The following is a 22,028-nucleotide window of genomic DNA, read 5'->3' as shown; positions in this document are numbered from 1 at the left end:
GTGCGCACGGAAACGGCTTAGTGAGTTGGCTCACAATGTACACATGATGAGTTCCGAGAAGAAGCGCGTGCAGTTTCGGGCCCCCGGCCGGCTCGTCGACCGGGCCGACGCACTCGCCTCGGTCCTCGGGGAGGACCGAACGGATGTCCTCGTGACTGCGCTCCGTGAGTACCTCCAAGAGGCCGCTCACGACGACGCACTCACCCAGGAGATCGCCGCCGCCTACTACGACGACGAGATCACGTACGACCAGCTCAGAGCGCTCGTTGGAGCCGAAGAGGCCGCGAACCTGCGTGTGCTGAAGCGGCAACTCGACGAAGACTTCGTCGACGAGGTCGCAGAGCGATAGATGCCGAGGGTAGTCGCGGACACGTCCGCCCTGGTGAGTCTCGGTATCGTCGCGGAGGTCGAGCCGAACCCGCTCTCGCTCTGTCTGGCCAGCTACGACGTGTCCGTCCCGGACGAGGTCCTCACGGAACTCCAGGAGGTCGCCTCCTACGACGACGAACACGGTCGTGCCGCGACCGCGGTCCGCGACCGGACTGACGAGCTGACGGTACGGTCCGTAGACCTCGATGCCGAGTTCCCGCTCGACGACTGGGAGAACGCCGCCGTCACGCTCGCGAACGAGACCGATGCGGCGCTCCTGCTCTGTGACGAGTTCAATCGCCTCGGACTCGTTCACGCTTCGCTGGCCGACACACGACTCGTGACGACGCCTACGCTCCTCTCGGTGTTCGTCCGGACTGACCGATTGACGCCCGACGAGGCGCGGACGCTCCTCGACGACATCAGCGCCGCTCGGAGCTGGGACGCGAACAGCTACGTCCAGCGGGCACGCTCGCTGCTCGACGCGCCCTGAGTGCGGTTCTGCGGAGGCCGCGTGGAGTTCTGGAGATCGTTCGGGGTAGCAGCGCAAGCGCCCCGTCACCAGCCGGACGTTCGTCACCAACCGGACGTTTCTCCTGACCGACGGACCGCTGGGGAGGCTCGATACCGCGAGACCGGCGAGCAGGTCTCGGCACGACTCGACGGCCACCAGCGAGGCGGGACTCGCACCCTGCGTCGGGTAGCGGTGGGTTTATTCCACTGAGGCGGCAGGCCCGAACGATGACCGACGCGCGGCCGGTCGCCGACCTGCTCGCCGAACGCCCTGACCTCGAACCCGCGGTCCGCGCCGCCCTCGAGACCGACCGTCGCGCGGACGGCCCGTGGACGTTCGCGGACCTCGACGCCGACTCGGGGGCGTTCGGCGAACTCGTCTCCCGGGGCGTCGTCGAGAAACGCGGCGGCGGCTACCGCCTCGCCGACCCCGCCGCGACCCGACGCGCGCTGGACGGCGAGGGGACGACGGATGCGACCGGCGGCACGCCGCGCCCGAGTCGCCCCTCGTTCGACTCACTGGCCTCCCTCTCGTCGCTCTCCTTGCGGACTGACCGCCGGTCGCTCCTCGCGCTGGCGGGCGCACTCGCGCTCGTCGCCATCTTTCGCCTCGTCTCGCTCCCGGCGGTGTTCCGCGACCGGGTGGTCCTGTCCGGCAACGACCCGTACTACTACCGCTACTGGGTCGAGCGCGCGCTGGCGCAGGCAGGCGGCGCACTCGATTTCGCCGTCCTCTCGAACTTCCCCGAGGCGCTGACGAAGGGCGAACCCCTGCTGGTCGCCACGCTGTGGGTGGCGAGCACGCTCCTCGGCGGGACGCGCGAAGCGGCGGGCGTCGTCCTCGCCATCTACCCCGTCGTGAGCGCGCTCCTCGCCGCGCTGTTCGTCTACCTGCTGGCCCGGCGCGTCAGTGGGGACCGACGGGTCGCGCTGGCGGCCGTCGCCCTGCTGGCCGTCGTCCCCGCCCACGCCCTGCGGACGGGCCTCGGGTTCGCCGACCACCACGCCTTCGACTACGTATTCCTCTCGCTGACGGCCTACGCGCTGGTCGTCGCGCTCGGCGAGCGGTCACGCCCTCTCGATTCCGACGGCCTCGCCTCGTCCGCGACGAGCGCCCTCGCCGCGCTCGGCATCGGCGTCGGCGTCGCCGGACAGGCGCTCGCGTGGGACAACGGCCCGCTGCTGCTGCTCCCGTTCGGTCTCGCCGTCGCCGCAATCGCCCTCGTCGCCGTCCACGAGGGGCGCTCGCTCCTCCCGGCGGGTCTCCCCGTCGTCGCCGGGACGGGTCTCGCCGCGCTCCTCGCGCACCTCGCGCACGCGGGCTTCGGCTGGCACACGTCGGCGGTGGCGTACGCCCCCTTCTTGCTGTTCGTGGGCTGCGTGGCCGTCCTCGCCGTCGGGGAGGCGTCGGTCCGACTCGGCGTCCCCGCCCTCGCCGCGGGCGTCGTCCTCCTCGTCGGGGGCGTCGGAGGCGTCCTCGCCGTCCAGTCGGCCCTCCCCGACCTCTGGGCGGGCCTGCTGCGGGGCGTGGACACCCTCTTTCGCACCGACGGCATCGTCGAGGTCCAGTCGCTGTTCGACGGGCGCGGGATGGGCTGGCTGCTCCTGTTCGGCTTCGCGCTCGTCCTCGCGCTCCCGTACACCGCGTGGGGGCTGTACCGCGGATGGCGCGGTCGGTTTGACTGGCTCGCGCTCGGCGTCTACACCCTCGCGTTCCTCGTCCTCGCGGGCGTCCAGCTCAGATTCGCGGGCGAACTCGCCCACTTCGTCGCGGTGTTCGCCGGCCTCGGGTTCGTCCACCTCGCGGGCTGGGTGGAGGTGACGGACCGCCCCGCCCCGTTTGACGAGGGGACGCGCGCAGACGGCGGACGCGGGGGGAGTCGGACGCTCTCGCTGCCCGACCGCCGGCAGGCGGGGGCGCTCCTCGCCCTGTTCCTCCTCGTCGGCGGCCTCGGGATGGTGCAGGTGCCCGTCAAGACCAGTCAGGTGACCATCCCGCAGAGCCAGTACGAGACGGCCGAGGCGATGGACGAGTACGCCGCCGCGCAGAACCTCTCCTATCCCGAGAGCTACGTGCTCAGCGAGTGGGGGCGCAACCGGATGTACAACTACTTCGTCAGCGGTGAGTCCCGGTCGTACTCCCGGGCGCGGACCACCTTCGAGCCCTTCCTCACGGGGCGACCGGCCAAGTACGACACGAGGGGGTTCGCCGAGCGCGTCGGGTTCGTCGTCGTCGAGGACGCCTCGACGGGCGTCGCCGGGTCGATGGGCGTCGCGCTCGCCCGCTACGGGAGTAGGGGCGACGAGACGCCCGGACTGGGCCACTACCGCGCTATCCACGTTAGCCCCGACGGGGAGTACACCGCCTTCCGGGTCGTCCCCGGCGCGACGGTGCGGGGGACCGCCTCGGGCGAGACGGTGACGCTCTCGACGAACGTCAGCGTCGACGGCGAGTCGTTCACCTACACGCGCCGGGCGACAGTCGAGAACGGCACCTACGCCGTGACGCTCGCTTACCCCGGCGAGTACCGAATCGAGGGTGGTGGGGCGACGAGCGTCCGGGTGAGCGAAGCCGCAGTCGAGAACGGGACGGCGACCCGGGCGTAGGGGTCGAGGATATCGGCGACGTCGAGGCGGCGGCAGGACTCGACACGGTGGATTACGAGAGAGTGGTGATTACCGGCGACCCCGACGCGATAGAAGCGGCGGTTCGTGAGTTCGACACGGTCTGTCTCGGCCTCCCGACGGTGACGGAGGGCGGCCGTCCCGCCGTCGACACCCTCACCGAACGAGTCGTCCGGGGGGTGCCATGTTCCGCCGTACTGGTTCGCGGGCCGTCGCCCTGACCGGACCTACCAGGTCAACCCTTCGTAGACCGTCCCCTCGCGTTCCTCGACGATGTGTCTCCCGTCGACGACGACGGACTCGGCCATCGCGTCGAACTCGTCGTCGAGGGCGGCGAACTCGTCCCAGTCGGTGACGACGAGCGCGCCGTGTGCGCCCTCCAGCGCCTCGGCCGCCGACGAGGCGTACTCGATGTCGGGGAACGTCTCGCGCATGTTGTCGGCGGCGATGGGGTCGTAGGCGACCACCTCGGCGTCGCGGTTGAGGAGGCCCTCGATGACGAGCGTGGCGCGCGACCCGCGGATATCGTCGGTGCCGGACTTGAACGCGAGGCCGAGGACGGCGACGCGCTTGCCCGCCACGTCCACGTGGCGTTCGAGGAGTTCGAGCATCCGCATGGGCTGGTGGTCGTTGACCGCGACGACTGCATCGAGGAGGACGGGGTCGTAGTTCTTCGAGCGGGCGGCCGCGCGCAGGGCGTCGGTGTCCTTGGGGAAACAGGAGCCGCCCCAGCCGACCCCCGAGTTGAGGAACTGCTCGCCGATGCGGTCGTCGAGGCCCATCGCGTCGGCGACGGCGTAGGAGTCGACGTCGAACTCCTTGCAGATGTTCCCCAGTTCGTTGATGGTGGAGATCTTCGCTGCGAGGAAGACGTTGTTCGCGTACTTGATCATCGCGCCCTCGCGCTGGCCCGTCTCGACGACGGGCACGTCCCCCTCGTTGGCCTCGACGAGCGGTGCGTACAGTTCGTGGAGGAGGTCGAGTGCGCGCTGGTCGCCGTCGGTGCCGAAGACGAGTTTGTCGGGGTGCATGAAGTCCTCCACGGCACTCCCCTGGCTCTGGAACTCGGGGTTGACGGCGACGCCGAAGTCCTCGCCCGCGGTCTTCCCGGAGGCCTCCTCGAGGACGGGCGTGAGTCGTTCCTCGGTCATCCCGGGGATGACCGTCGACTTGACGACGACGAGGTGGTAGTCGTCCTTCTCGGCGAGCGTCTCGCCGACGTCGCGCATGCCGGCCTCGACGACCGAGAGGTCGATGGAGCCGTCCTCGCGCGACGGGGTCTGCATGGCGACGAACGTGAGGTCCGTATCGAGGAGCGCCTCGTGTTCGGTCGTCGCGCGCAGTCGGCCCCCGGCGTGTTCCTCGATGAGTTCGGGGAGGCCGGGTTCGTGGATGGGCGACTCGCCGGCGTTGATCCGCTCGACGATGTCGGGGTCGATGTCGATGGCCGTGACGTCGTGGCCGAGGTCGGCGAAACAGGCGGCGACGCTCGTGCCGACGTAGCCGCTGCCGACGACTGATACGTTCATCGTACGGTGAGACACCGTGGAGGCCCTTTACCGGTTCGGCTCGTCGCACCGCGTGCGACGGTCCGCCGGGGTGCTGTCGCGTGTGGGGAGCGACCACTCACACGTTCCGACGTGGACTTACGCGCCCCGACGTAGCACTCACGCGTCCCGACGTGGAACGTGACGCGGCCGCGTGGGAGGCCGACCCGCTCCGACCCGAGGCCGACGACACTATAACCCGGAAGGGTGATGAAACGAGTAATGCAAGCGGTCGTACTCGCCGCCGGGAAGGGAACGCGCCTCCGTCCGCTGACGGACGACAAGCCGAAGGCGATGGTGGAGGTCGACGGCAAGCCGATCCTCACGCACTGTTTCGAGCAACTGGTCGAACTGGGGGCCGACGAACTGTTCGTCGTCGTCGGCTACCTGAAAGAGCGCATCATCAGCCACTACGGCGACGAGTTCGAGGGGGTGCCCATCACCTACAGCCACCAGCGGAACGCGAAGGGGCTGGCCCACGCCCTGCTCACCGTCGAGGAACACATCGACGACGACTTCATGCTCATCCTGGGCGACAACATCTTCCAGGCCAATCTGGAGGACGTGGTCCGGCGTCAGCGCGAGGACCGCGCGGACGCGGCGTTTCTCGTCGAGGAGGTGCCCTGGGAGGAGGCGAGTCGCTACGGCGTCTGTGACACCAACGACTACGGTGAGATCACCGCCGTCGTCGAGAAACCCGACGACCCGCCGACCAATCTGGTGATGACGGGTTTCTACACGTTCACGCCCGCCATCTTCCACGCCTGCCACCTCACGCAACCGAGCGACCGCGGCGAGTACGAACTCTCCGACGCGGTCAACCTCCTGCTCCAGTCCGGCCGGACCATCGACGCCATCCGGATGGACGGCTGGCGCGTCGACGTCGGCTACCCCGAGGACCGTGAGGAGGCCGAACGCCGACTGCAGGAGCTACGCGACGCCCCGGAGGCGGAATCGGAATCCACGGGGGCAGAGCCGCCCGCGTCGGCGGAGGCGACCGACGGGAGCGGCGACGCCGACGAGGAGTAGTCCGGCGTTCCCGCACCCGCCGACCGCCACCAGTCGCGAACTGTTCGTTCGTCGTGTAGACGTAACGGTTATTTCTTCCCGTCAGAAGGGCGTAATAGATGCAGCGGACCTGGCGGTATCGCGTCGCAAGCGTCGGAGCCGTCGCCGCCCTGACGGCGCTCGCGGTGGTCCTCGGAAACACGCCCGCCGCACAGCGGCTGGTCACCGCGGCGCCCCTCCTCTCCCGTCTCCCGGCGACGACGCTCGGGGGCCGGGACCTCGCGCTGGCGATACTCACGTCCGTCGGCGTGGTCTGTCTCGCCTTCGTCCCCCTCTTTCGTCCCGAGACGCGGCGCATCCTCGACGTCGTCGCCCTCTCGCACCGTCGGCTGCTCGTCGGCGGGGCCGGACTGGCCGCGGTGGGCTACTTCGACTACACCTACCGGCTCCCCCGGACGACGCTGATTCTCGTCGTCGCGCTCCTGTTCGTCTGGCTGCCCGCGTGGTTCGTCCTCGCCCGCCCGCGGCCTGGCGGCGACGGGGACCGCGCCATCGTCGTCGGCGACGACCCGGAGGCGATGGCGGACATCGTGCGGGCGACGGACCTCGACGTGGTGGGGTACGTCACCCCGCCGACGCGCCTCTTCGACGGGCGGCGGGTCCGCCCCCTGTCGCCCGACGGCGGGACGGCGGTTCTGGAGGGAGTCCCCTGTCTGGGCGGGCTGTCACAGCTCTGGTCGCTGTTCGTCGACTACGACGCAGACGTGGCCATCCTCGCGTTCTCGCATCCCGACCGCGAGGAGTTCTTCGGCGCGCTCGACGCCTGCGACCGGGCGGGCGTGCAGGCGAAGGTCCACCGCGACCACGCCGACGGCGTGCTGACGACGGGCGTCGCGGGGGGCGACCTCGTCGACGTGGACGTCGAACCGTGGGACTGGCAGGACCGCCTCGCCAAACGCGCCTTCGACGTGGCGTTCGCGCTGGTGGGGCTCGTCGTGTTGTTGCCCGTGATTCTGGTCGTCACGCTGGCGGTGAAACTGGAGGACGGTGGGTCGGTGCTCTATGCACAGGAACGGACCGCCGAGTTTGGCGAGACCTTTACGGTGTACAAGTTTCGGAGCATGCTTCCCGGCAGCGAGGACGAACGTCCCGGCGACGACAGTGCGCGAATCACGCGCGTCGGTCGCGTGCTCAGGAACACGCACCTCGACGAGGCTCCCCAGCTCTGGTCCATCCTCGTCGGCGACATGAGCGTCGTCGGCCCGCGTGCCGTCTGGACCGACGAGGAAGTCCTTCTGGAGGGCGAGACCGGCGAGTGGCGAAAGCGCTGGTTCGTCAAGCCCGGTCTGACCGGACTCGCGCAGGTCAACGGCGCGTCGAGTACGAGTCCGGAGGAGAAGTTGCGGTATGACGTGGCGTATATCAGGGGGCAGTCGTTCTGGTACGACATGAAGATCGTGGTTCGGCAACTATGTGCTGTCGTCGGGAGATGGTACGATGGCTAGGAATATAGATGACGCTGAAAATGCAGACGGAGGCAGTGGTCTCCCGTTCTCGGTCGTCCTGCCTGTCTATCGGGGGGACGACGCTCGCAATTTCAATACGGCTGTCGAGAGCCTCCGCACACAAACCGAGACGCCCACAGAGGTTGTCGTCATCGCAGACGGACCCCTAACCAGATCACTCGAAAACTCCCTCAAGAGATGGTGTGAAGAGTTCCCAGCTGAATTTCGGGTCGATTGGATCCCGAAAAACCGTGGTCTCGGCAACGCGCTCCGAACCGGAGTTCGAGAGTGCTCGCATGATCTGGTCGCCCGGATGGACGCCGACGATATTTCTGTCTCAGACCGGTTCGAACGACAACTCGAATATCTCTCTGACAACCCCACTGTTGATGTCATCGGCGGACAGTTGGCCGAGTTCGGAACTAACCCTGACAAAGTAACGTCTCTTCGTCGGGTACCACTACGACACGAAGAGATTGCCACGATGGCTCGTTCGAGATCACCAATGAACCACGCCACGGTAATGTTCCGCCGCGAGGCCGTACTGGCTGCCGGGAACTACCGCCCAGTCGAGCCGATGGAGGATTACGATCTCTGGGTCCGGATGCTCATTGATGGGGCGAAATTCGCAAACCTCCCAGATGTACTTCTCAAGATGCGGGCCGGAGATGGGCTTTACGAGCGACGGAGCGGATTGGAGTACGGACGCGAGGAACTCAGACGACAGACCGACTTCCTCCGTTGGGGATTCATCGGCCCGTTCCGGTTCTGTCTCAATCTCCTGCTGCGTCTTCCGGTCCGGTTCGTCCCTGGACGGGTTCGCGGGTACATCTACGAGCGGCTCTTTAGGGATACCCCCACACCTACATGATTCCCCGATTTGACTTCTGTCAGTGTGCGCTAAATCGGAACACGGTTCGAATGAGTGTAGCTACATGAAATCCACAACTGTTGGGCGATTTTGGGGCAAACTCGCGGGCTACCGAGGCCTTGATTTGACAGCTACTCTCGTCTGTACGCTCCTATTTCTCGCCCCGATTGTCGGCAGTCTTCTTGCGACGAATGACGCGATTCCGCTCCCTCTCTTAATTGGTCTCGGAATCGGAGCAGTACCCTATATCGCTATCGTCCTCTACAAGCGACGATTCCTCGAAGGAAGCCTCGCCGCCCTCGTCGTACTCTCAACGATGGGCGCGGATGTCCCGATTTTGCCAGGGGCAACGGACTACCCTGGCCACGTCATCGGCGATATTCTCCTCGTTTACGGAGCTATCTTGGCACTCGGGACAGTACTCGTCTGGCGACAGGAGTCCTTCGAGCATTCGCTTCCGACGCTGTCACTTGCCGCATTTGTTGGGTGGTCGATCGTTTCGGCACTATTTGGCGGTGGTCCGAAATCAACTATCGCGCTCCAGTACAGCATGTTCATGGGGCTCGGTCTCGTTGTGTTCGTTCTCGTCCAGCATATTATCAGAACGGGGTATATCGAGTTCTGTTCGCTTGTAGCAATGATGGTCGTCGCAGTGGCCGGACACACTGCCGTCGCCGTTGCTCAGATGTTCAATCAGGGTGCGTTTGGGTTGCACCGGCTGGGTGAAGGGGCAGACATCGTTGTTGCGACCGCCTCGTTTCCGTTCGGCGACGTCGCGATGGGGACGTTCGTTAGCGGATTCACAGCGATGTCTTTCAACTTGGCAAATCTCCTCGTCCTGACCATCCCGATACTACTCGTCTTCGTCGCTCGCGCTGGTCGGGCCCGTCCCCTGATTTCCCTCTGGGCAGTCGTCTCGTTTGGTGTCGTCAGGGCGACAACGACTGATGCAGGTCGTGGTGGACTACTGGTTGCAATTGTATGTCTGTGTAGTCTGCTTTTGTACACGTACCGTCGCCGGGCTATCTCGATCTTTCGCTCGCAGTCCGACAAGTGGACCGGAAGCGCCCTCCAGATTTTCCCGGCTATTCTTGGTCCATTGGTGGTCCTCTACCCCTCGTCGGCAGCCGGGGAATCCTCGGCACGCAGCGACGTGACCGAGTCGTCGAACGCTAAACCGTCGGCCAACCACTCTCAGGAGGGAACGACACCGGCTAAATCAGCGGTAGAAGACCCAACGGCGGTCGAAGAGCTCCTTGAGTGGCTCACCTCGAGTTCTGTCCCACTGTTCGACCTCTCAAATATCGGCATTAGACTACAGCAGTACCTTGTCGGTATCGAACTGTTCGTTCGCAACCCATTGGTCGGTATTGGTGGGATGAACTACGTTCTAATGGCTGAACAGTACGGAATCACACCTCGTCCCGGCGAGCGTTTACCACTTCCAATTCACAACATCTACGTCGCGCTCCTCGCAGAGACGGGACTCGTTGGATTCCTTCTGTACGTCGGCACGCTCGCGCTCGTTTTAGTGTACGGCGTGCGCCTCCTGCGAACTCCGGCGACCGACCGATCTCTCGTTGCGGCAACAGTCGCGGGCATTGTAGGCACCCTTGCGTTCGGGTTCTGGGACATTCTTCAACTGTACTCCGGGACTGGTTTCTTCCCACTATGGATTCTCGCCGGGGCAATTGTTGGTGAATATTCCCGAGTCACTCACTGACTTGCACTGTCTAGCACTGTCTCGACAGTCCGTCGGAATACCCGTTTAAACCGGGACCGGCCGAATCTGCTCTCGATATCGGGCAAGTTTTCGATGATATCCCGTTGTTTGTCGGAGTTGGTATGAACTGCTTCGATCTTCCGAATAGCGTCGTCTACCGATCGGTATCGAAGAGCCGACTCGTCTACTATCTCGCACTGCCCACCGCTGTCATGGATGAATGGGAGCGCACCGCCGGCGACGAGTTCGGCCACGGCGATGCCGAAGTGTTCGTATCGCATCCCGTGGAGTCCATAACGATATGAGCAGACATACTTTATGAGCTCCTGCCGAGAGACGGCCCCCACGAGATGGACACCTGCCGTCGTCTCCGCCCGTCTCCGGATTTCCCGTGAATACCTCCCCTCGCCGATTGGACCGACGATGTATAGCGGCAGGTCGTGGCCGCGCTGCCAAAGCCCCTCCGTGATGTCGATAAGCGTCTCGACGCGCTTGCTCGGATCAACGCGGCCGATAGCGACGATTCCGTCAGCGCGTTCCGACCAAGGGACCGGATCGAATTCTCGTGTGTCGACGGGCGGGTAGAGTGTCCGCGGTCTCCGACCGTAGATCCCTTCTGTGATTCTGGCCGTCCAGTCGGAGTTTGCGAGGAGCGTCCCCGACGTAGTGTGCCGGAACAACTGACCGGCGACGGCATCACAGAGATAGTCGTAGACGACGCGAGCAGTGCCGCGCCGCTCAATGTCGGCAGGAATCAGATGTCGGCCGAACATTGGATAGTGAATGTACTGGATCGAAGGACAATCGAAATCGAATTCGCCGAATGTGCTGACAACGAGGTCGTAGTCGTCGTCAACTGTCCGCACTAGCCGCGCGAAGAGGCACGCGTGGAGCCGTCCAAGTCCTCTGGGGGACACCGCTTGGGTCCATCGGTGCGACCGCCGGAGCGCATCACCGGGCCCGTCGAAGCGCCGAACAGGAACCCCATTCGCTGTCGTCCCAAAGTACTCATTTAATCTGTCAAAGTCCACATCGGAGAGTGTGAACAGAGTGATTTCATGGTCGTTCTCCAAAACCTCAAGCACGTTCATCAGCACTGCCTCCCCACCCCCGGTTCCCATGACGGGGTGGTAGAGCGCGATGTTACTCACGATGTACCCCCCGGATGAGTGTTTCTCGGATCTGCTCCAACTCTTGAGGATCGAATTCGTTGAGTAGGTGTAGAGTGACGAAGTACAGTAACAAACTCGGAACGAGCGACACGAACATCGCAAGAGGCGTGCGGCCCAGCAGGGTGTACGTCGTAAGCACCGTCAGAGTGGTTGGCAGAAGCCCGATAAGAATATTCCGACCCGTCCGAAGAGGAGGGCGCCACGGGAGCACCCACTCGACAATGACAAGTACGAACAGGAGGTATCCGGCAAAGCTGAGGAACGTCGCTATACTGGCACCGAGGTAGCCGTACTCCCGGATAAGTACTATGTTGAGAGCGACGTTTATGACCGATGCAAAAACGACACCCGCTAACATTAGATGCGTCTTATCGGTTACCTCAAGCCCTTTATGGACGAACATCGCCAAGTTCCAGATGAAAACACTGACTGCGACAAAAGGGATGACAAGGTATCCGACCTCGTACTGTTGGCTGAGCACAAGAGAGCTCATCGGTTCGCCGTAGAGTGCCACCAGCGTTGTTATTGGTGCTCCGAAAAGAAGATAATAGCGGGTTAGCTGCGTCACGGTCTGGCGGACTCGTTCGTGGTTGCCGCCGTCCCAGATATTCATAACTATCGGATGTGCTGCCTGAACAATCGGAGCAAAAATAAGGGGTAGAGCCTTGTTTGCCAGCGAGTAGTTCGACGCGTAGATGCCGACCGACCTGCTCCCCAAGAGGGCTTGGATGAGGATTTGATCAATGAAGTTCAGCACGTTCATACCCAGGAGCCACCCGATCATCGGCAGACCAAAAGTCGCCATCCGTTGCAGGACTCTTCCGTCAAATTGAATCTGGCTCGGTATCAGTCGGGCTATTGGGACAGCCGAAAAGGCTGTCACGCCTGTTGCGACAGCCGCGCCGAAGAACCAACCGGACAGGTGGTTCGTGATGGCGAGCGCGACGCCGACTCCAAGAACGAACCGACCAACTGCTCTCACAACCTTGATCGTGGCAACGATGCCAGACTGAAGTCTCGCCTGCAGGAGTGCTTGGACGACGACGAACAAGGACTCGGCAGCGACGAATAGTGCCCCCGCGACAAAATAGGGACGAAACGGTCCAAGGTCACCGTATGCTAGGATACCAACTGCAATGCTCGCCCCAGCGAGGAGGACGACGATTGTACTGAGTGCAATCCAAACAGTTGATAACAATGCCTCGTTGTCAACCTCTGGTTCCAGACGGAGGACGGACTGACTCAGCCATCCCGTCATCACCGTTGTGGTGACGGTCACAGCGACCATTGTCAACGAATAGTGCCCATAATCAGTTGGCGCAAACGACCGTGTCAGAACGACAATAGTCGATATCCCGAGCGCGGCGGGCAGGATTGTTGAGAGGAGATATCGACCGAAATCGCGACCGAACTGCCTCTGGATACCATTGGCCTCTGACTCCCGATCGTTTTTCACTACTACCTTATCCAAACACATTCGTGATGAGGGTTGTGACTATCATCGCTGATACAAACCATCGTCACGCGCGCTTCCAATGTCGGCCGGACAGACGCGTGTGCCACAAACTGCCGTCGGTCCATGAGGGACCTGTCCTCAACCAGTTCGAAGGGCTCTGGTGAATCGCCATACTGCGGTTGATTTCACGGTGTCGCGGCACGCTTGATGTTGTGAACGACACATTTCACGACGAGTTCACAAATTCTCGGTACATGGATCATCGACAATCTTCCGCTTCAACTCCTTTGAACTAACGGACGAATCCGACACCGTCTAGTGATTCACCTGAGCCGTTCGGAGCCAACTTCGCCGACATCTGCGGTACCGACCACGCTGCCGGCGTCTCGAACAGCACCGCCCTCCTCCTCGGGATGAAGGTCATCGACCGATGCCGCCGGTTCCGCTGTCGCCCGCCCGAGACACGAGCCGTTAAGCCCCGTCGCCGGAGTGAATCGAACATGCTCACCTCTCGAGGCCCCCGACTCCTCGCCCTCGCGGTCCTCTGCTCTACGCTCGCCGCCCTCACCATCTGGTTCGGCGCACTCCAGCCAGCCCCCGAACTGGGCGCGTACCCCACGGAAGACGACCTCGGGGCGGACTACCCCACCCACGTCGGCGATCCCGCGCAGGTCTCCGGAACGGTCGTCGCCACGGACCCGGTCGTCCTCGTCGCCGAGTACGAGGCGTACACCGGGGACGGCTACCGGACCGGCGACCTCAGACTGACCGTCAGAGACCTCGAAACACCCACCGCGACCGGCGACCACCTGCAGGTGTTCGGCACCGTCCGCCCGGACCGAACCATCGACGCCACCGACGCCGTGGCCGTTCCCGACCGGAACTTCCTGTACACCTACCTCGTCTCCTTCGTCGCGGGGTGCTGGGTGCTCGCTCGCCTCGCCCGCGGGTGGACCGTCGAGTGGTCCACGCTCGCCGTCCGACCCCGGGACGACCTGTCCTGCCCCGATACGGAGGGTCGCGATGCCTGACCTGCTCTCGCACGCCCTCATCGCCTACTCGCTGTGTACCCTCCTCGCGCTCCGGTACGACTGGCTCGCGCCGCGGTACGTCACCGTCGGGATGGCGGGGGCGTTCGTCCCGGACCTCGCGAAGGCGGACCTCCTCGTCGAGGGGGCCACCGTGGGGAGCGCCCTCGGCGTCCCGTTCGACTGGTTCGGCCTCCACACGCTCGGGGGGGCGGCCGTCGCCGTCCTCGTCGGCGTCGTCCTCGTCGCGAGCGAGGAACGCGCGCGGGTCGGGTCGCTCCTCTCGCTCGGTGCCGCCTCGCACCTGGTCGCCGACGCGTTCCTCGCGAAGGCGGCGAGCGTCTCCTACCCCGTGTTCTGGCCGATCACGCAGTACCACCCACCGACGCCGGGGCTGTACCTGAGTACGGACTACTGGCCGGCGGTCGCGACCGGCGTCGTCGCGCTCTGCGTCTGGGCGCTGGTTCGCAGGCCGGGCGGTCTCCCCGACAGGGGTAGACTGCACTGACGGTCGACCCGAGTCACACGATTCCCGACCGTGGTGGATTCTCCCTCCACTAACTATATGTGTCCGTTGGCGAACACTCCGGACGAACCATGAAGAAGATCCTCGCGAGCATCGGTATCGGTAACGCCACCGTCGACACAGTCCTCCCCTCCGAGACCGTCCGCCCCGGCGAGTCGGTCGACGCGGAGGTCCACATCACCGGCGGGAACGCGGCCCAGGAGGTGGGTGCCATCCGCCTCGAACTGGAGACGCGCTTCCTGACCGAGGACGGCCACCGTGAGGTCGATATCGACCGGTTCACCATCGCCGAGGGCCTCACCATCGAACCCGGACAGGAGGAGACCCGCTCGGTCACCATCGACGTCCCCTACGAGACGCCGGTGACGGTCGGCAACGTCTCGGTCTGGGTGGAGACGGAACTCGACATCGACCTCGCGGTCGACCCCGAGGACAAGGACTACCTCGACGTCCGACCCACCCCCCGCCTCCAGGCCGTCTTCGACGCGATGGAGGAACTCGGCTTCACCATCAAGAGCGCCGAGTGCGAGGCCGACCCCTACGGCCGGTACACGACGGGTCGCCGGTTCGTCCAGGAGTTCGAGTTCCGCCCCACCTCGGGGCGGTTCCGCGGCACGCTCGACGAGATCGAACTCGTCGCCCGCCCCGGCCCGGACGAACTCGTCCTGTTCGTCGAGGTCGACCGACGCGGCGGCCTGCTCAGCGAACTCGCGGAGACCGACGAGAGCAGGGTCCAGACCACTATCACCTCGACGGACGTCTCGCGGGTCCGTGACGAACTGGAGTCGCTCATCGGGCAGTACGCCTGAGTCGGTCGCGGGCGATTTTTCGCCGACGGACTCACTGCCCGCTCAGCAGCGCAACCCCGGAGATGGAGGCGAAGCCCACGACCATCAGCCCCGCCAGTAGCGCGAACGCCGTCGTCCACCCCGCGAGGTCCGAGACGACGCCCACGACGACGCTCCCCGACGCCCCCAATGTCATGTACACCGTCCGGACGAGGCCGAAGCCGGCCCCGCGCTCCGAGTCGCCCAGGAGGTCCATGAACCGCGACTGGAGCGGCGCGCCCCAGCTCATCGCCAGCCCCGCGAGGACGACGCCGACGACGAGCACCGGCACCGCCCGCCCGACCACCAGCAGGCCGTACCCGACGATACCCACGCCCATCGTCCCCGCCACCGTCAGGTCACGCGGATAGCGGTCGGAGATGGACCCCATCACGGGTTGCGTGAGGCCGTGGACGACGAAGTAGAGCGAGAACAACAGTCCCGCGGTCGTCTGGGGCAGGTCGCGTCCCTGCTCTAGGAACGCCGGGAGGAACGACGCGGTGGCCTGCCACGTGAACGCGCCGAGCACCGCCAGTCCGGTCGTGTACGCGATCTGGGGGCGCGAGAGCAGTTCCGCGAGCGGGCGGAGCTCCATCCGGTCGCGCATCGGGCGGTCGGGCAGGCGCGGCGGTGTCGGCTCGACGTAGCGCGCGAAGAGGGCGAACACCGGAATCGCCGCCGCCACGCCGAGCGCGAGCGCCCAGCGCCACCCGTAGCGCGCGCCGACGAGGGCGGCGGCGACGGGCGCGAGCAGTCCGGCGAGGGGGCCGCCGGCGACGTGGATGCCGATGGCCCGCCCGATGTCCGCGAACTGGCGCGTGAGCAGGGAGGTGGCGACGCTGTAGTGGAGGCCCGCCGCCGCGCCGAGACAGACCGTTGCGACGACGAACAGCGCGTAGGAGGGGACGACGGTGAGCAGGGCGCTCGTGACGACGGTTCCCCCGACGGCCGTGAGGATGACTCTGCGCTCGCCGAAGCGGTCGCCCAACAGCCCGCTCGGGAACTGCGTCAGCGCGTAGGCGGCCCACATCCCCGTCAGCGCGAGGCCGACGGCGCTCGTGGAGACGGAGAACGCCTCCCCGATGTCGGGGACGACGGGACTGATGACGAGTCGGGCGACCATCGTCGCGAAGAACGCGAGCGTACAGAGAGCGAGGACCGTGTTGGCGTACCGCCACTTCACACCGGAGGTTCGCCGACGAGGTGCAAGCGGGTTTCGAAACCGGGGTCGCTTGCCACTCGACTCGCGCGCTACCTGTCCCGTGCAGCCACAATTCTTAATCCCGTCGGACAGCTGAGGTCACGTATGCGGAAGTCCACGAAAACCACCGACGAGACACGGGTCGAGGAGACGGCGACCGACGAGGACGAGCGCGAACAGGAACGCGAGTCGTCGACAGACGGGCGGTCGACAGAGGAGGAGACGGGCCGTCGAGCGCGTCGAAAGGGGTGGAAGACCCGACAGGGCCGGGAGGACCGGGAGGAGCGAGCGGCCCGGGAGGAACAGCCCGAGGAGTCGGAGCGGGACGCGCGCGAGGGGAAGCGCGCCGTCTCCTTCGAGCGGGCCACGGAGGCGCTCGCCGAGGCGTTCGACATCGACCGCCGCCGCGGCGAGACCATCGCGGACCTCGAGACGACCGAAACCGACCAGGGCCGCCAACTGATCGCCACGGTGGAGCGCCGGCGGACGACCGCGGTCCGCGAGAAGGTCCGCTCGGCCAAGCGGACGGGCCGGCGCGTCGGGCGGACCGCGAGCGTCCTCGGGATGCTCGCCGCCGTCGCCTACGGCGTCCGTCGCGCGCGTCGCTTCCGCCGGGGGACGTCCGGGCAGGACGACGAGCAGACGGCGGGTGCCGACATCTCCATCGACGAGCGCGCCCAGTAGCGACCACCACCGGTCGGGTCGGTCGCGTCAGATTCCTTCTTCGAACGCGTCGCGGACGGACTCGACCGTCGCGTCGTCGCCGAGCGCCGCGAGCACGCACGTGAGCTTCAGCCGCGCCTTCCACGCGGGGAGGTCCCCGCCGCCGACGACGCCGCGGCGGGCCAGCGTCTCGCCGCCGCCGGGCGTCCCGTAGACGGGTGCGACGCGCCCGGCGCGACAGCGCGAGGTGACGACGACGGGCACGCCGCGGTCGACGGCCTCGCCGACGGCGTCGCCCACGCGCGGAGTGACGTTGCCGAGACCCGTCCCCTCCACGACGATGCCGTCGACGCCGTCCGCGAGCGCGTGTTCGACCCTGCGCGCGCTCGCGCCAAGGCCCGACGTGACCGTCGCGACGGCGACGTCGGTGGGGACGGCGGGGACGCTCACCGAGCGACTCCCGGGTTCGCGGTGGAACCTGACGCCGTCGCGTTCGACGCGGGCGACCGGGCCCGACTCGGGCGAGACGAACGCCGAGAGCGCGCTGGTGTGCCCTTTCGTCACGTCGCGTGCGGCGTGGAGTGCCTCGTCGAAGGCGACGTAGACGCCGCTCGCCCCCCGCAGGCGGTCGTGGCTCGCCGCCCGGACGGCCGTCAGGAGGTTGCTCGGCCCGTCGGCGCCGAGTTCGTCGGGCCGCCGCTGTGCCCCCGTGAGGACGACGGGCGCGTCGAGCGAGCAGACGAGGTCGAGGAGGTAGGCGGTCTCCTCCATCGTGTCGGTGCCGTGGGTGACGACGACGCCGTCGGCACCCCCTTCGACGGCCTCGCGGACGGCGTCGACGACGCTCGCCACGTCGTCCAGCGAGAGGGCGAAACTCGGTCGCCGCAGGACGTCGCGGACCGTCACGTCGACGTGGTCATGGACGCCGGGGACGGCCGCGAGGAGGGCGGCGCCGTCCTCGCTCGGCACCGCGCCGCGTTCGCTCCCGGTGCTCGCGATAGTCCCGCCGGTGGTCAGCACCGTCACGGATGCGGTCATACCGGTCACGCTCGTCGGCGGGGGATGAACCCTCGGGTCGGGACGGGATTCAGTAGCCGCCGTCGTCGAGGTCGGTCCGGGCGGCGGGGTCTTGCTGGTCGTCGACGGCCTGCGAGAACAGGTCGTCGGCCATCTCGTCGGGGGTGTCCTCGGTCGTCGTGTACGCCGAGATACCCATCGAGACGAGTTCCTCGTAGGCCTGCTCGCGGTTCAGGAAGTCGCCCTGCTCGACGAGGCGCTGAATCTGGCTGTCGATGCGGTCCGGAAGCGACACCTCCATGCTTGGCATGGCCGACGTTGAGGAACCCAGCGGGATGAACGTCGTGGTTGCGGCAGGCCCCCCACCCGACGTGTGTAGCCCACCGCGCGGCCCGCGATTCGCTGTATACCCACTACGGCCTTACTGGGGAGCGCCGTCCGTCAAGACAGGATGTACCAGCCCGTACCGCTGTTCCCCGGCATGCCCGGTGGAATCGAGATGTTCGTCGTCCTGCTCGTCGTCGTCCTCCTGTTCGGGGCGAACAAACTCCCGAAGCTCGCCCGCTCCAGCGGGCAGGCGATGGGCGAGTTCAAGAAAGGACGCGAGGAGGTCGACCGTGAACTCGACGCGATGCGCGAGTCCGCCTCCCCGACTGACGACGCCCCCGACGACGAAGGGGCCGCCTCGGCCGCCCGCGAATCCGCGACCAACTGACCGAACCGACCGCGACCGACCCCGCCCGCGACCGAACCACCTGCGACCCCGCCCCGTGACACCCCTCTCCACCTGATATTCTAGCACACGGGATGACGTAAGGTGTGAATAGTACAAGGTTTGAAATATCTCTGGATAGATATTGTACCCATGGGAGTGGCCGAGCGCCTCCGGGAACTCCGGACGGCGGGGAAACACGAACTGGTAGTGACACTGGCGACCGAGGTGCTCCGGAAGGAGTCGCCGCAGGTGTCGGTGGTCGACGGTCGGGTGCGCGTCGAGACGCGCACCTTCGTCGGCGAGCACGCGCTCGACGGGGTGTTCGACCCGAGCGACCGGGGCGATGTCGACGCGGCCGTCGAACGCCGCGGCACCTACCGACTGCGCGACCCGGACGAGGTGATGGCGGGGTTCACCTTCGACTCCGGGTGTCACCACGACGCCATCGTCGAGGACCTCCACCGGACGCCGGCCTCCGGGGCCGCCGACTCCGAGGAGACCGAGACGGCGGCGACGCTCGCCGCGCCGACGCCCGGCCCGGCGGGCGACGCGGACGCGACGACGCGTACCGCCCCGTCCCGGTCTGGCCGCGCCGCCGAACAGCGGTCCGGCGAGTCCACCTCGGTCTTCCAGCGGGCGGTCGTCGCCGTCCAGAACCAGTTCCGCGAGTAGGTCGTCGCTCGCGGCGCGTCGCGGATACCTTTCGTTTCACTCGCGAGCGACGCGGCCGGAAGCCAGAGTGGATAAGCGGCTCCGCCGCCTCACCACTGACATGAAGGTCACTGTCTTCGGTGCGACCACGGCGACGGGGCGGGCCATCGCCGAGGCCGCCCTCGACGCCGGCCACGCCGTGACCGTCCTCGCCCAGGAACCCCAGGAGTTCCCCCTCGACGCCGAGCGACTGCGGGTGCTGGAGGGCGACGTCTTCGACATCCCGACGGTCGAGACGGCCATCCGGGGGGCGGACGCGGTCTGTACGGCGTTCGACGAACCGCTCGACCAGTTGCCGGGGACGGACCTCGGGGACGCGATGGAGAACGTCCTCGACGTGCTCTCGCGGTTCCAGACCTCGCGCATCGTCGTCGTCACCGCCCCCAACGGGACCGCCGAGAAGCCCGGTCTCCGCGCGCGCCTCACGAACCTCGTCGGGAACCACGAGCGCGCGGCGACCGAGGACGACCAGGAGGCCCTCGTGCGGGCGAGCACGGCCGACTGGACCATCGTCCGGCCGACGGGACTGACCGACGGGCCGGCGACGGGCGACTACCGCGTGGAGATCGACGAGGACGCCGAGAGCGGGTCGCTCTCGCGGGCCGACCTCGCGCGGTTCGTCGTCGACCACCTCGACGCCGACGCCTACCGCCACCAGGTCGTCACCGTCGCCGGGTGAGCGCCCCGGCCGAGGTTCGGAAATTCGAGATAGACACGCGGTCCGACGCTTCGCAATTCATCTAGCCACTCGACGGGCCGACCCTTCGCCTACTAGCTGCAACCGGGATGGGGCGGGGACGTGTCGGTGCACCTGTACGCCCATGACCGACGCCGACACGCCGCTCTCGACCATCGACACGCGAATCGCGACCCTCGAAGCCGTCATCGACGACCTCCGGTTCCAGGGTCGACTGACCGCCGACGACGCGACCGAACTCTCCCACCGCGTCGACTCGCTGGCCGACGGCCTCACGGCGTGTGCGATCGCCGCCCAGGGGGCGCGATGATCCATCAGGCCCTCGCGGCACCGGACCGGACGGCCCGGGAGCCACGCGGCGGGCGGCGGGCGGGCGAGCGACCCGCGGGCCCGCGCGCTCCGGACCTTGCCTCGCTCGTCTGCGGCGACCGACTGGAACACGACGACGGGCAGGTCTGGCGCGTCGTCGGCGCGACGGCCCGCGCGCTCCGGGTGCGCATGCCCGACGGCCAGCACCTCTGGGTCGACCACGACAGCCTCCGCGGGCAGCTCGCCGACGAGCCGATTCGCGTCGTCCGCGCGGACTGACGGCGGGACCCCCCGGCTCCGCCGCGATGGCAATCTATTTACCACTCGCGTAGTTACTCGCTAACCGAGTAACTATGAGCATCCTCGTCACCGGCGCCGACGGCTACATCGGGTGGCCGACGGCCCTTCGAATCGCGGACCGCACCGACGAACGCGTCGTTCTCGTGGACAACTTCGGCCGCCGCGACTGGGTCGCCGGCGTCGGCTCGACCAGCGCCACGCCCGTCGCGGAGATGGAACGCCGCATCGAGGCCGCGGAGGAGGTCCACGGCCTGCGCAACCTCTCCTTTGTCTACGGCGACCTGGTCGACCGCGCGTTCGTCGACCAGATCCTCCGCGTCCACGAACCGCGCGCTATCGTCCACACCGCCGCCCAGCCGAGTGCCCCCTACTCGCAGATCAACGGCGAGCGCGCGAACTTCACGCAGCACAACAACATGCAGGCCACGCGCAACCTCGCGTTCGGCCTCGCGGAGAACGACCTCGCGGACACGCATCTCATCGAGACCACCACCACCGGCATCTACGGCGCGCCCGCGTTCCCCATCCCCGAGGGCGGCGCGACGATGTACCACGAGGGCAAGGAGAGCCCCGTCCCCTACCCGGCGATGGCGGGGTCGTGGTACCACATGACGAAGAGCCACGACGCGGCGAACCTCCGGCTGGCCAACACGCAGTTCGACATCCCGGTCTCGGACGTGCGGACGGCCATCACCTACGGCGCGGAGACCGAGGAGACGCGCGCCGACGACCGCCTGAAGACGCGCTTCGACTTCGACTACTACTTCGGCGTCGTCGCCCACCGCTTCGCGGCGCAGGCCGTCGCGGGCTATCCGCTCACCGTCTACGGCAAGGGCGAACAGCGGAAGCCGTTCATCTCGCTGGAAGACGCCGTCGAGGGTCTCGCGCGCCTCGCCGTCGACGACGTCGACGACCGCCCCGCCGACCACGTCGTCTACAACCAGGTCACCAGACCCGTCGCCATCGTCGACATCGCCGAGACCATCGCCGACGTGGGCGACGAGTTCGACATGGACGTCGAAGTCGCGCACGTCGAGAACCCCCGCGACGAGGACGAGACCCACCAGATGGAGATCGAGAACCAGCGGTACATGGACCTCATCGGCGAGCAGCGCCAGGACTTCGAGTCCGGCATGCACGACGTGATGCAGGTGCTCAATCGCTACCGCGACACTATCGTCGCCCACGAGGACCGCTTCCTCCCCGACGCCCTCGAGGACGAGGACGGGGACGCGGAGTAATCCC

The 22,028-nt window shown here is 66.5% G+C and carries 24 protein-coding genes; 18 read left to right on the top strand and 6 right to left on the bottom strand.

Features of this window, described 5'->3' with window-relative positions:
- The first annotated feature begins 46 nt into the window (after positions 1–46).
- The 4 genes from NKG96_RS15130 (at position 47) to NKG96_RS15115 (ending at position 3,728) form a co-directional block, all read left to right on the top strand.
- A complete protein-coding gene (locus NKG96_RS15130) occupies positions 47–349 on the top strand; it encodes a hypothetical protein (protein WP_254535988.1) in 303 nt (100 codons plus the stop codon).
- Positions 350–862: a PIN domain-containing protein gene (locus tag NKG96_RS15125; RefSeq protein ID WP_254535987.1), complete on the top strand. Its 513-nt coding sequence runs from the start codon at positions 350–352 to the stop codon at positions 860–862.
- A gap of 248 nt (positions 863–1,110) precedes the next feature.
- Positions 1,111–3,489: an STT3 domain-containing protein gene (locus NKG96_RS15120; RefSeq protein ID WP_254535986.1), complete on the top strand. Its 2,379-nt coding sequence runs from the start codon at positions 1,111–1,113 to the stop codon at positions 3,487–3,489.
- Positions 3,490–3,536: 47 nt separating this feature from the next.
- On the top strand, positions 3,537–3,728 hold the full coding sequence (locus NKG96_RS15115) for a hypothetical protein (RefSeq protein WP_254535985.1): 192 nt from the start codon (positions 3,537–3,539) through the stop codon (positions 3,726–3,728).
- A gap of 6 nt (positions 3,729–3,734) precedes the next feature.
- On the opposite strand, the gene aglM is transcribed toward NKG96_RS15115, so the two are convergent.
- Entirely contained in the window at positions 3,735–5,036 is a 1,302-nt protein-coding gene (gene aglM / locus NKG96_RS15110; protein WP_254535984.1) for a UDP-glucose 6-dehydrogenase AglM, read from the bottom strand.
- A gap of 240 nt (positions 5,037–5,276) precedes the next feature.
- On the opposite strand from aglM, the gene aglF reads away from it, so the two are divergent.
- The 4 genes from aglF (at position 5,277) to NKG96_RS15090 (ending at position 10,161) form a co-directional block, all read left to right on the top strand.
- Positions 5,277–6,083, top strand: a complete 807-nt coding sequence (gene aglF, locus NKG96_RS15105; protein ID WP_254535983.1) for a UTP--glucose-1-phosphate uridylyltransferase AglF — start codon at positions 5,277–5,279, stop codon at positions 6,081–6,083.
- 98 nt (positions 6,084–6,181) lie between these two features.
- Positions 6,182–7,567, top strand: coding sequence for a sugar transferase (locus tag NKG96_RS15100; protein ID WP_254535982.1), 1,386 nt, complete (start codon positions 6,182–6,184; stop codon positions 7,565–7,567).
- On the top strand, positions 7,560–8,438 hold the full coding sequence (locus tag NKG96_RS15095) for a glycosyltransferase (protein ID WP_254535981.1): 879 nt from the start codon (positions 7,560–7,562) through the stop codon (positions 8,436–8,438). Before NKG96_RS15100 ends, NKG96_RS15095 begins: the two co-directional genes overlap by 8 nt.
- Before the next feature lie 124 nt (positions 8,439–8,562).
- Positions 8,563–10,161: an O-antigen ligase family protein gene (locus tag NKG96_RS15090; protein ID WP_254535980.1), complete on the top strand. Its 1,599-nt coding sequence runs from the start codon at positions 8,563–8,565 to the stop codon at positions 10,159–10,161.
- On the opposite strand, the gene NKG96_RS15085 is transcribed toward NKG96_RS15090, so the two are convergent.
- Both NKG96_RS15085 and NKG96_RS15080 read right to left on the bottom strand, forming a co-directional pair.
- Positions 10,155–11,312 carry a glycosyltransferase family 4 protein gene (locus tag NKG96_RS15085; protein WP_254535979.1) on the bottom strand — a complete coding sequence of 386 codons (1,158 nt, stop codon included), beginning with the start codon at positions 11,310–11,312 and terminating at the stop codon, positions 10,155–10,157. The genes NKG96_RS15090 and NKG96_RS15085 overlap by 7 nt on opposite strands.
- The gene (locus tag NKG96_RS15080) at positions 11,305–12,789 is read right to left on the bottom strand and encodes a lipopolysaccharide biosynthesis protein (RefSeq protein WP_254535978.1); all 1,485 of its coding nucleotides are present in this window, start codon (positions 12,787–12,789) and stop codon (positions 11,305–11,307) included. Before NKG96_RS15080 ends, NKG96_RS15085 begins: the two co-directional genes overlap by 8 nt.
- Before the next feature lie 500 nt (positions 12,790–13,289).
- On the opposite strand from NKG96_RS15080, the gene NKG96_RS15075 reads away from it, so the two are divergent.
- From NKG96_RS15075 to NKG96_RS15065, 3 genes are all read left to right on the top strand, one after another.
- On the top strand, positions 13,290–13,820 hold the full coding sequence (locus NKG96_RS15075) for an OB-like fold-containing membrane protein (RefSeq protein WP_254535977.1): 531 nt from the start codon (positions 13,290–13,292) through the stop codon (positions 13,818–13,820).
- Complete coding sequence (locus NKG96_RS15070) at positions 13,813–14,325, top strand: metal-dependent hydrolase (RefSeq protein WP_254535976.1); 513 nt, start codon at positions 13,813–13,815, stop codon at positions 14,323–14,325. The genes NKG96_RS15075 and NKG96_RS15070 overlap by 8 nt, the downstream gene beginning before the upstream one ends.
- Before the next feature lie 89 nt (positions 14,326–14,414).
- Entirely contained in the window at positions 14,415–15,152 is a 738-nt protein-coding gene (locus NKG96_RS15065) for a sporulation protein (RefSeq protein WP_254535975.1), read from the top strand.
- A gap of 31 nt (positions 15,153–15,183) precedes the next feature.
- Here NKG96_RS15065 and NKG96_RS15060 read toward each other — a convergent pair whose 3' ends face one another.
- Positions 15,184–16,353 (bottom strand): MFS transporter, encoded by a 1,170-nt coding sequence (locus tag NKG96_RS15060; protein WP_254535974.1) that lies wholly within the window; start codon positions 16,351–16,353, stop codon positions 15,184–15,186.
- Between the two features lie 123 nt (positions 16,354–16,476).
- Here NKG96_RS15060 and NKG96_RS15055 point away from each other — a divergent pair, with 123 nt between their 5' ends.
- Positions 16,477–17,055 carry a hypothetical protein gene (locus NKG96_RS15055; RefSeq protein WP_254535973.1) on the top strand — a complete coding sequence of 193 codons (579 nt, stop codon included), beginning with the start codon at positions 16,477–16,479 and terminating at the stop codon, positions 17,053–17,055.
- Positions 17,056–17,082: 27 nt separating this feature from the next.
- Here NKG96_RS15055 and NKG96_RS15050 read toward each other — a convergent pair whose 3' ends face one another.
- On the bottom strand, positions 17,083–18,072 hold the full coding sequence (locus NKG96_RS15050; RefSeq protein ID WP_254535972.1) for an asparaginase: 990 nt from the start codon (positions 18,070–18,072) through the stop codon (positions 17,083–17,085).
- A 49-nt stretch (positions 18,073–18,121) separates the two neighbouring features.
- Positions 18,122–18,361, bottom strand: a complete 240-nt coding sequence (locus NKG96_RS15045; protein ID WP_254535971.1) for a DUF7120 family protein — start codon at positions 18,359–18,361, stop codon at positions 18,122–18,124.
- Positions 18,362–18,502: 141 nt separating this feature from the next.
- On the opposite strand from NKG96_RS15045, the gene NKG96_RS15040 reads away from it, so the two are divergent.
- The 6 genes from NKG96_RS15040 to NKG96_RS15015 all read left to right on the top strand — a co-directional run bounded on the left by NKG96_RS15040 (position 18,503) and on the right by NKG96_RS15015 (position 22,024).
- Positions 18,503–18,766, top strand: a complete 264-nt coding sequence (locus NKG96_RS15040) for a Sec-independent protein translocase subunit TatA/TatB (RefSeq protein ID WP_254535970.1) — start codon at positions 18,503–18,505, stop codon at positions 18,764–18,766.
- 150 nt (positions 18,767–18,916) lie between these two features.
- Positions 18,917–19,438 (top strand): hypothetical protein, encoded by a 522-nt coding sequence (locus NKG96_RS15035; RefSeq protein ID WP_254535969.1) that lies wholly within the window; start codon positions 18,917–18,919, stop codon positions 19,436–19,438.
- Positions 19,439–19,538: 100 nt separating this feature from the next.
- The gene (locus NKG96_RS15030; protein ID WP_254535968.1) at positions 19,539–20,156 is read left to right on the top strand and encodes an NAD(P)-dependent oxidoreductase; all 618 of its coding nucleotides are present in this window, start codon (positions 19,539–19,541) and stop codon (positions 20,154–20,156) included.
- A 142-nt stretch (positions 20,157–20,298) separates the two neighbouring features.
- On the top strand, positions 20,299–20,484 hold the full coding sequence (locus NKG96_RS15025) for a hypothetical protein (RefSeq protein ID WP_254535967.1): 186 nt from the start codon (positions 20,299–20,301) through the stop codon (positions 20,482–20,484).
- Complete coding sequence (locus NKG96_RS15020; RefSeq protein WP_254535966.1) at positions 20,481–20,762, top strand: hypothetical protein; 282 nt, start codon at positions 20,481–20,483, stop codon at positions 20,760–20,762. Before NKG96_RS15025 ends, NKG96_RS15020 begins: the two co-directional genes overlap by 4 nt.
- Before the next feature lie 74 nt (positions 20,763–20,836).
- On the top strand, positions 20,837–22,024 hold the full coding sequence (locus NKG96_RS15015) for an NAD-dependent epimerase/dehydratase family protein (protein WP_254535965.1): 1,188 nt from the start codon (positions 20,837–20,839) through the stop codon (positions 22,022–22,024).
- The last annotated feature ends 4 nt before the right edge of the window (positions 22,025–22,028 follow it).

Origin of the sequence: Halomarina litorea (assembly GCF_024227715.1) — an archaeon.
Classification (GTDB): domain Archaea; phylum Halobacteriota; class Halobacteria; order Halobacteriales; family Haloarculaceae; genus Halomarina; species Halomarina litorea.
The sequence above is the reverse complement of the archived record's forward strand: the minus strand, read 5'-3'. Positions and strand labels throughout refer to the sequence as shown.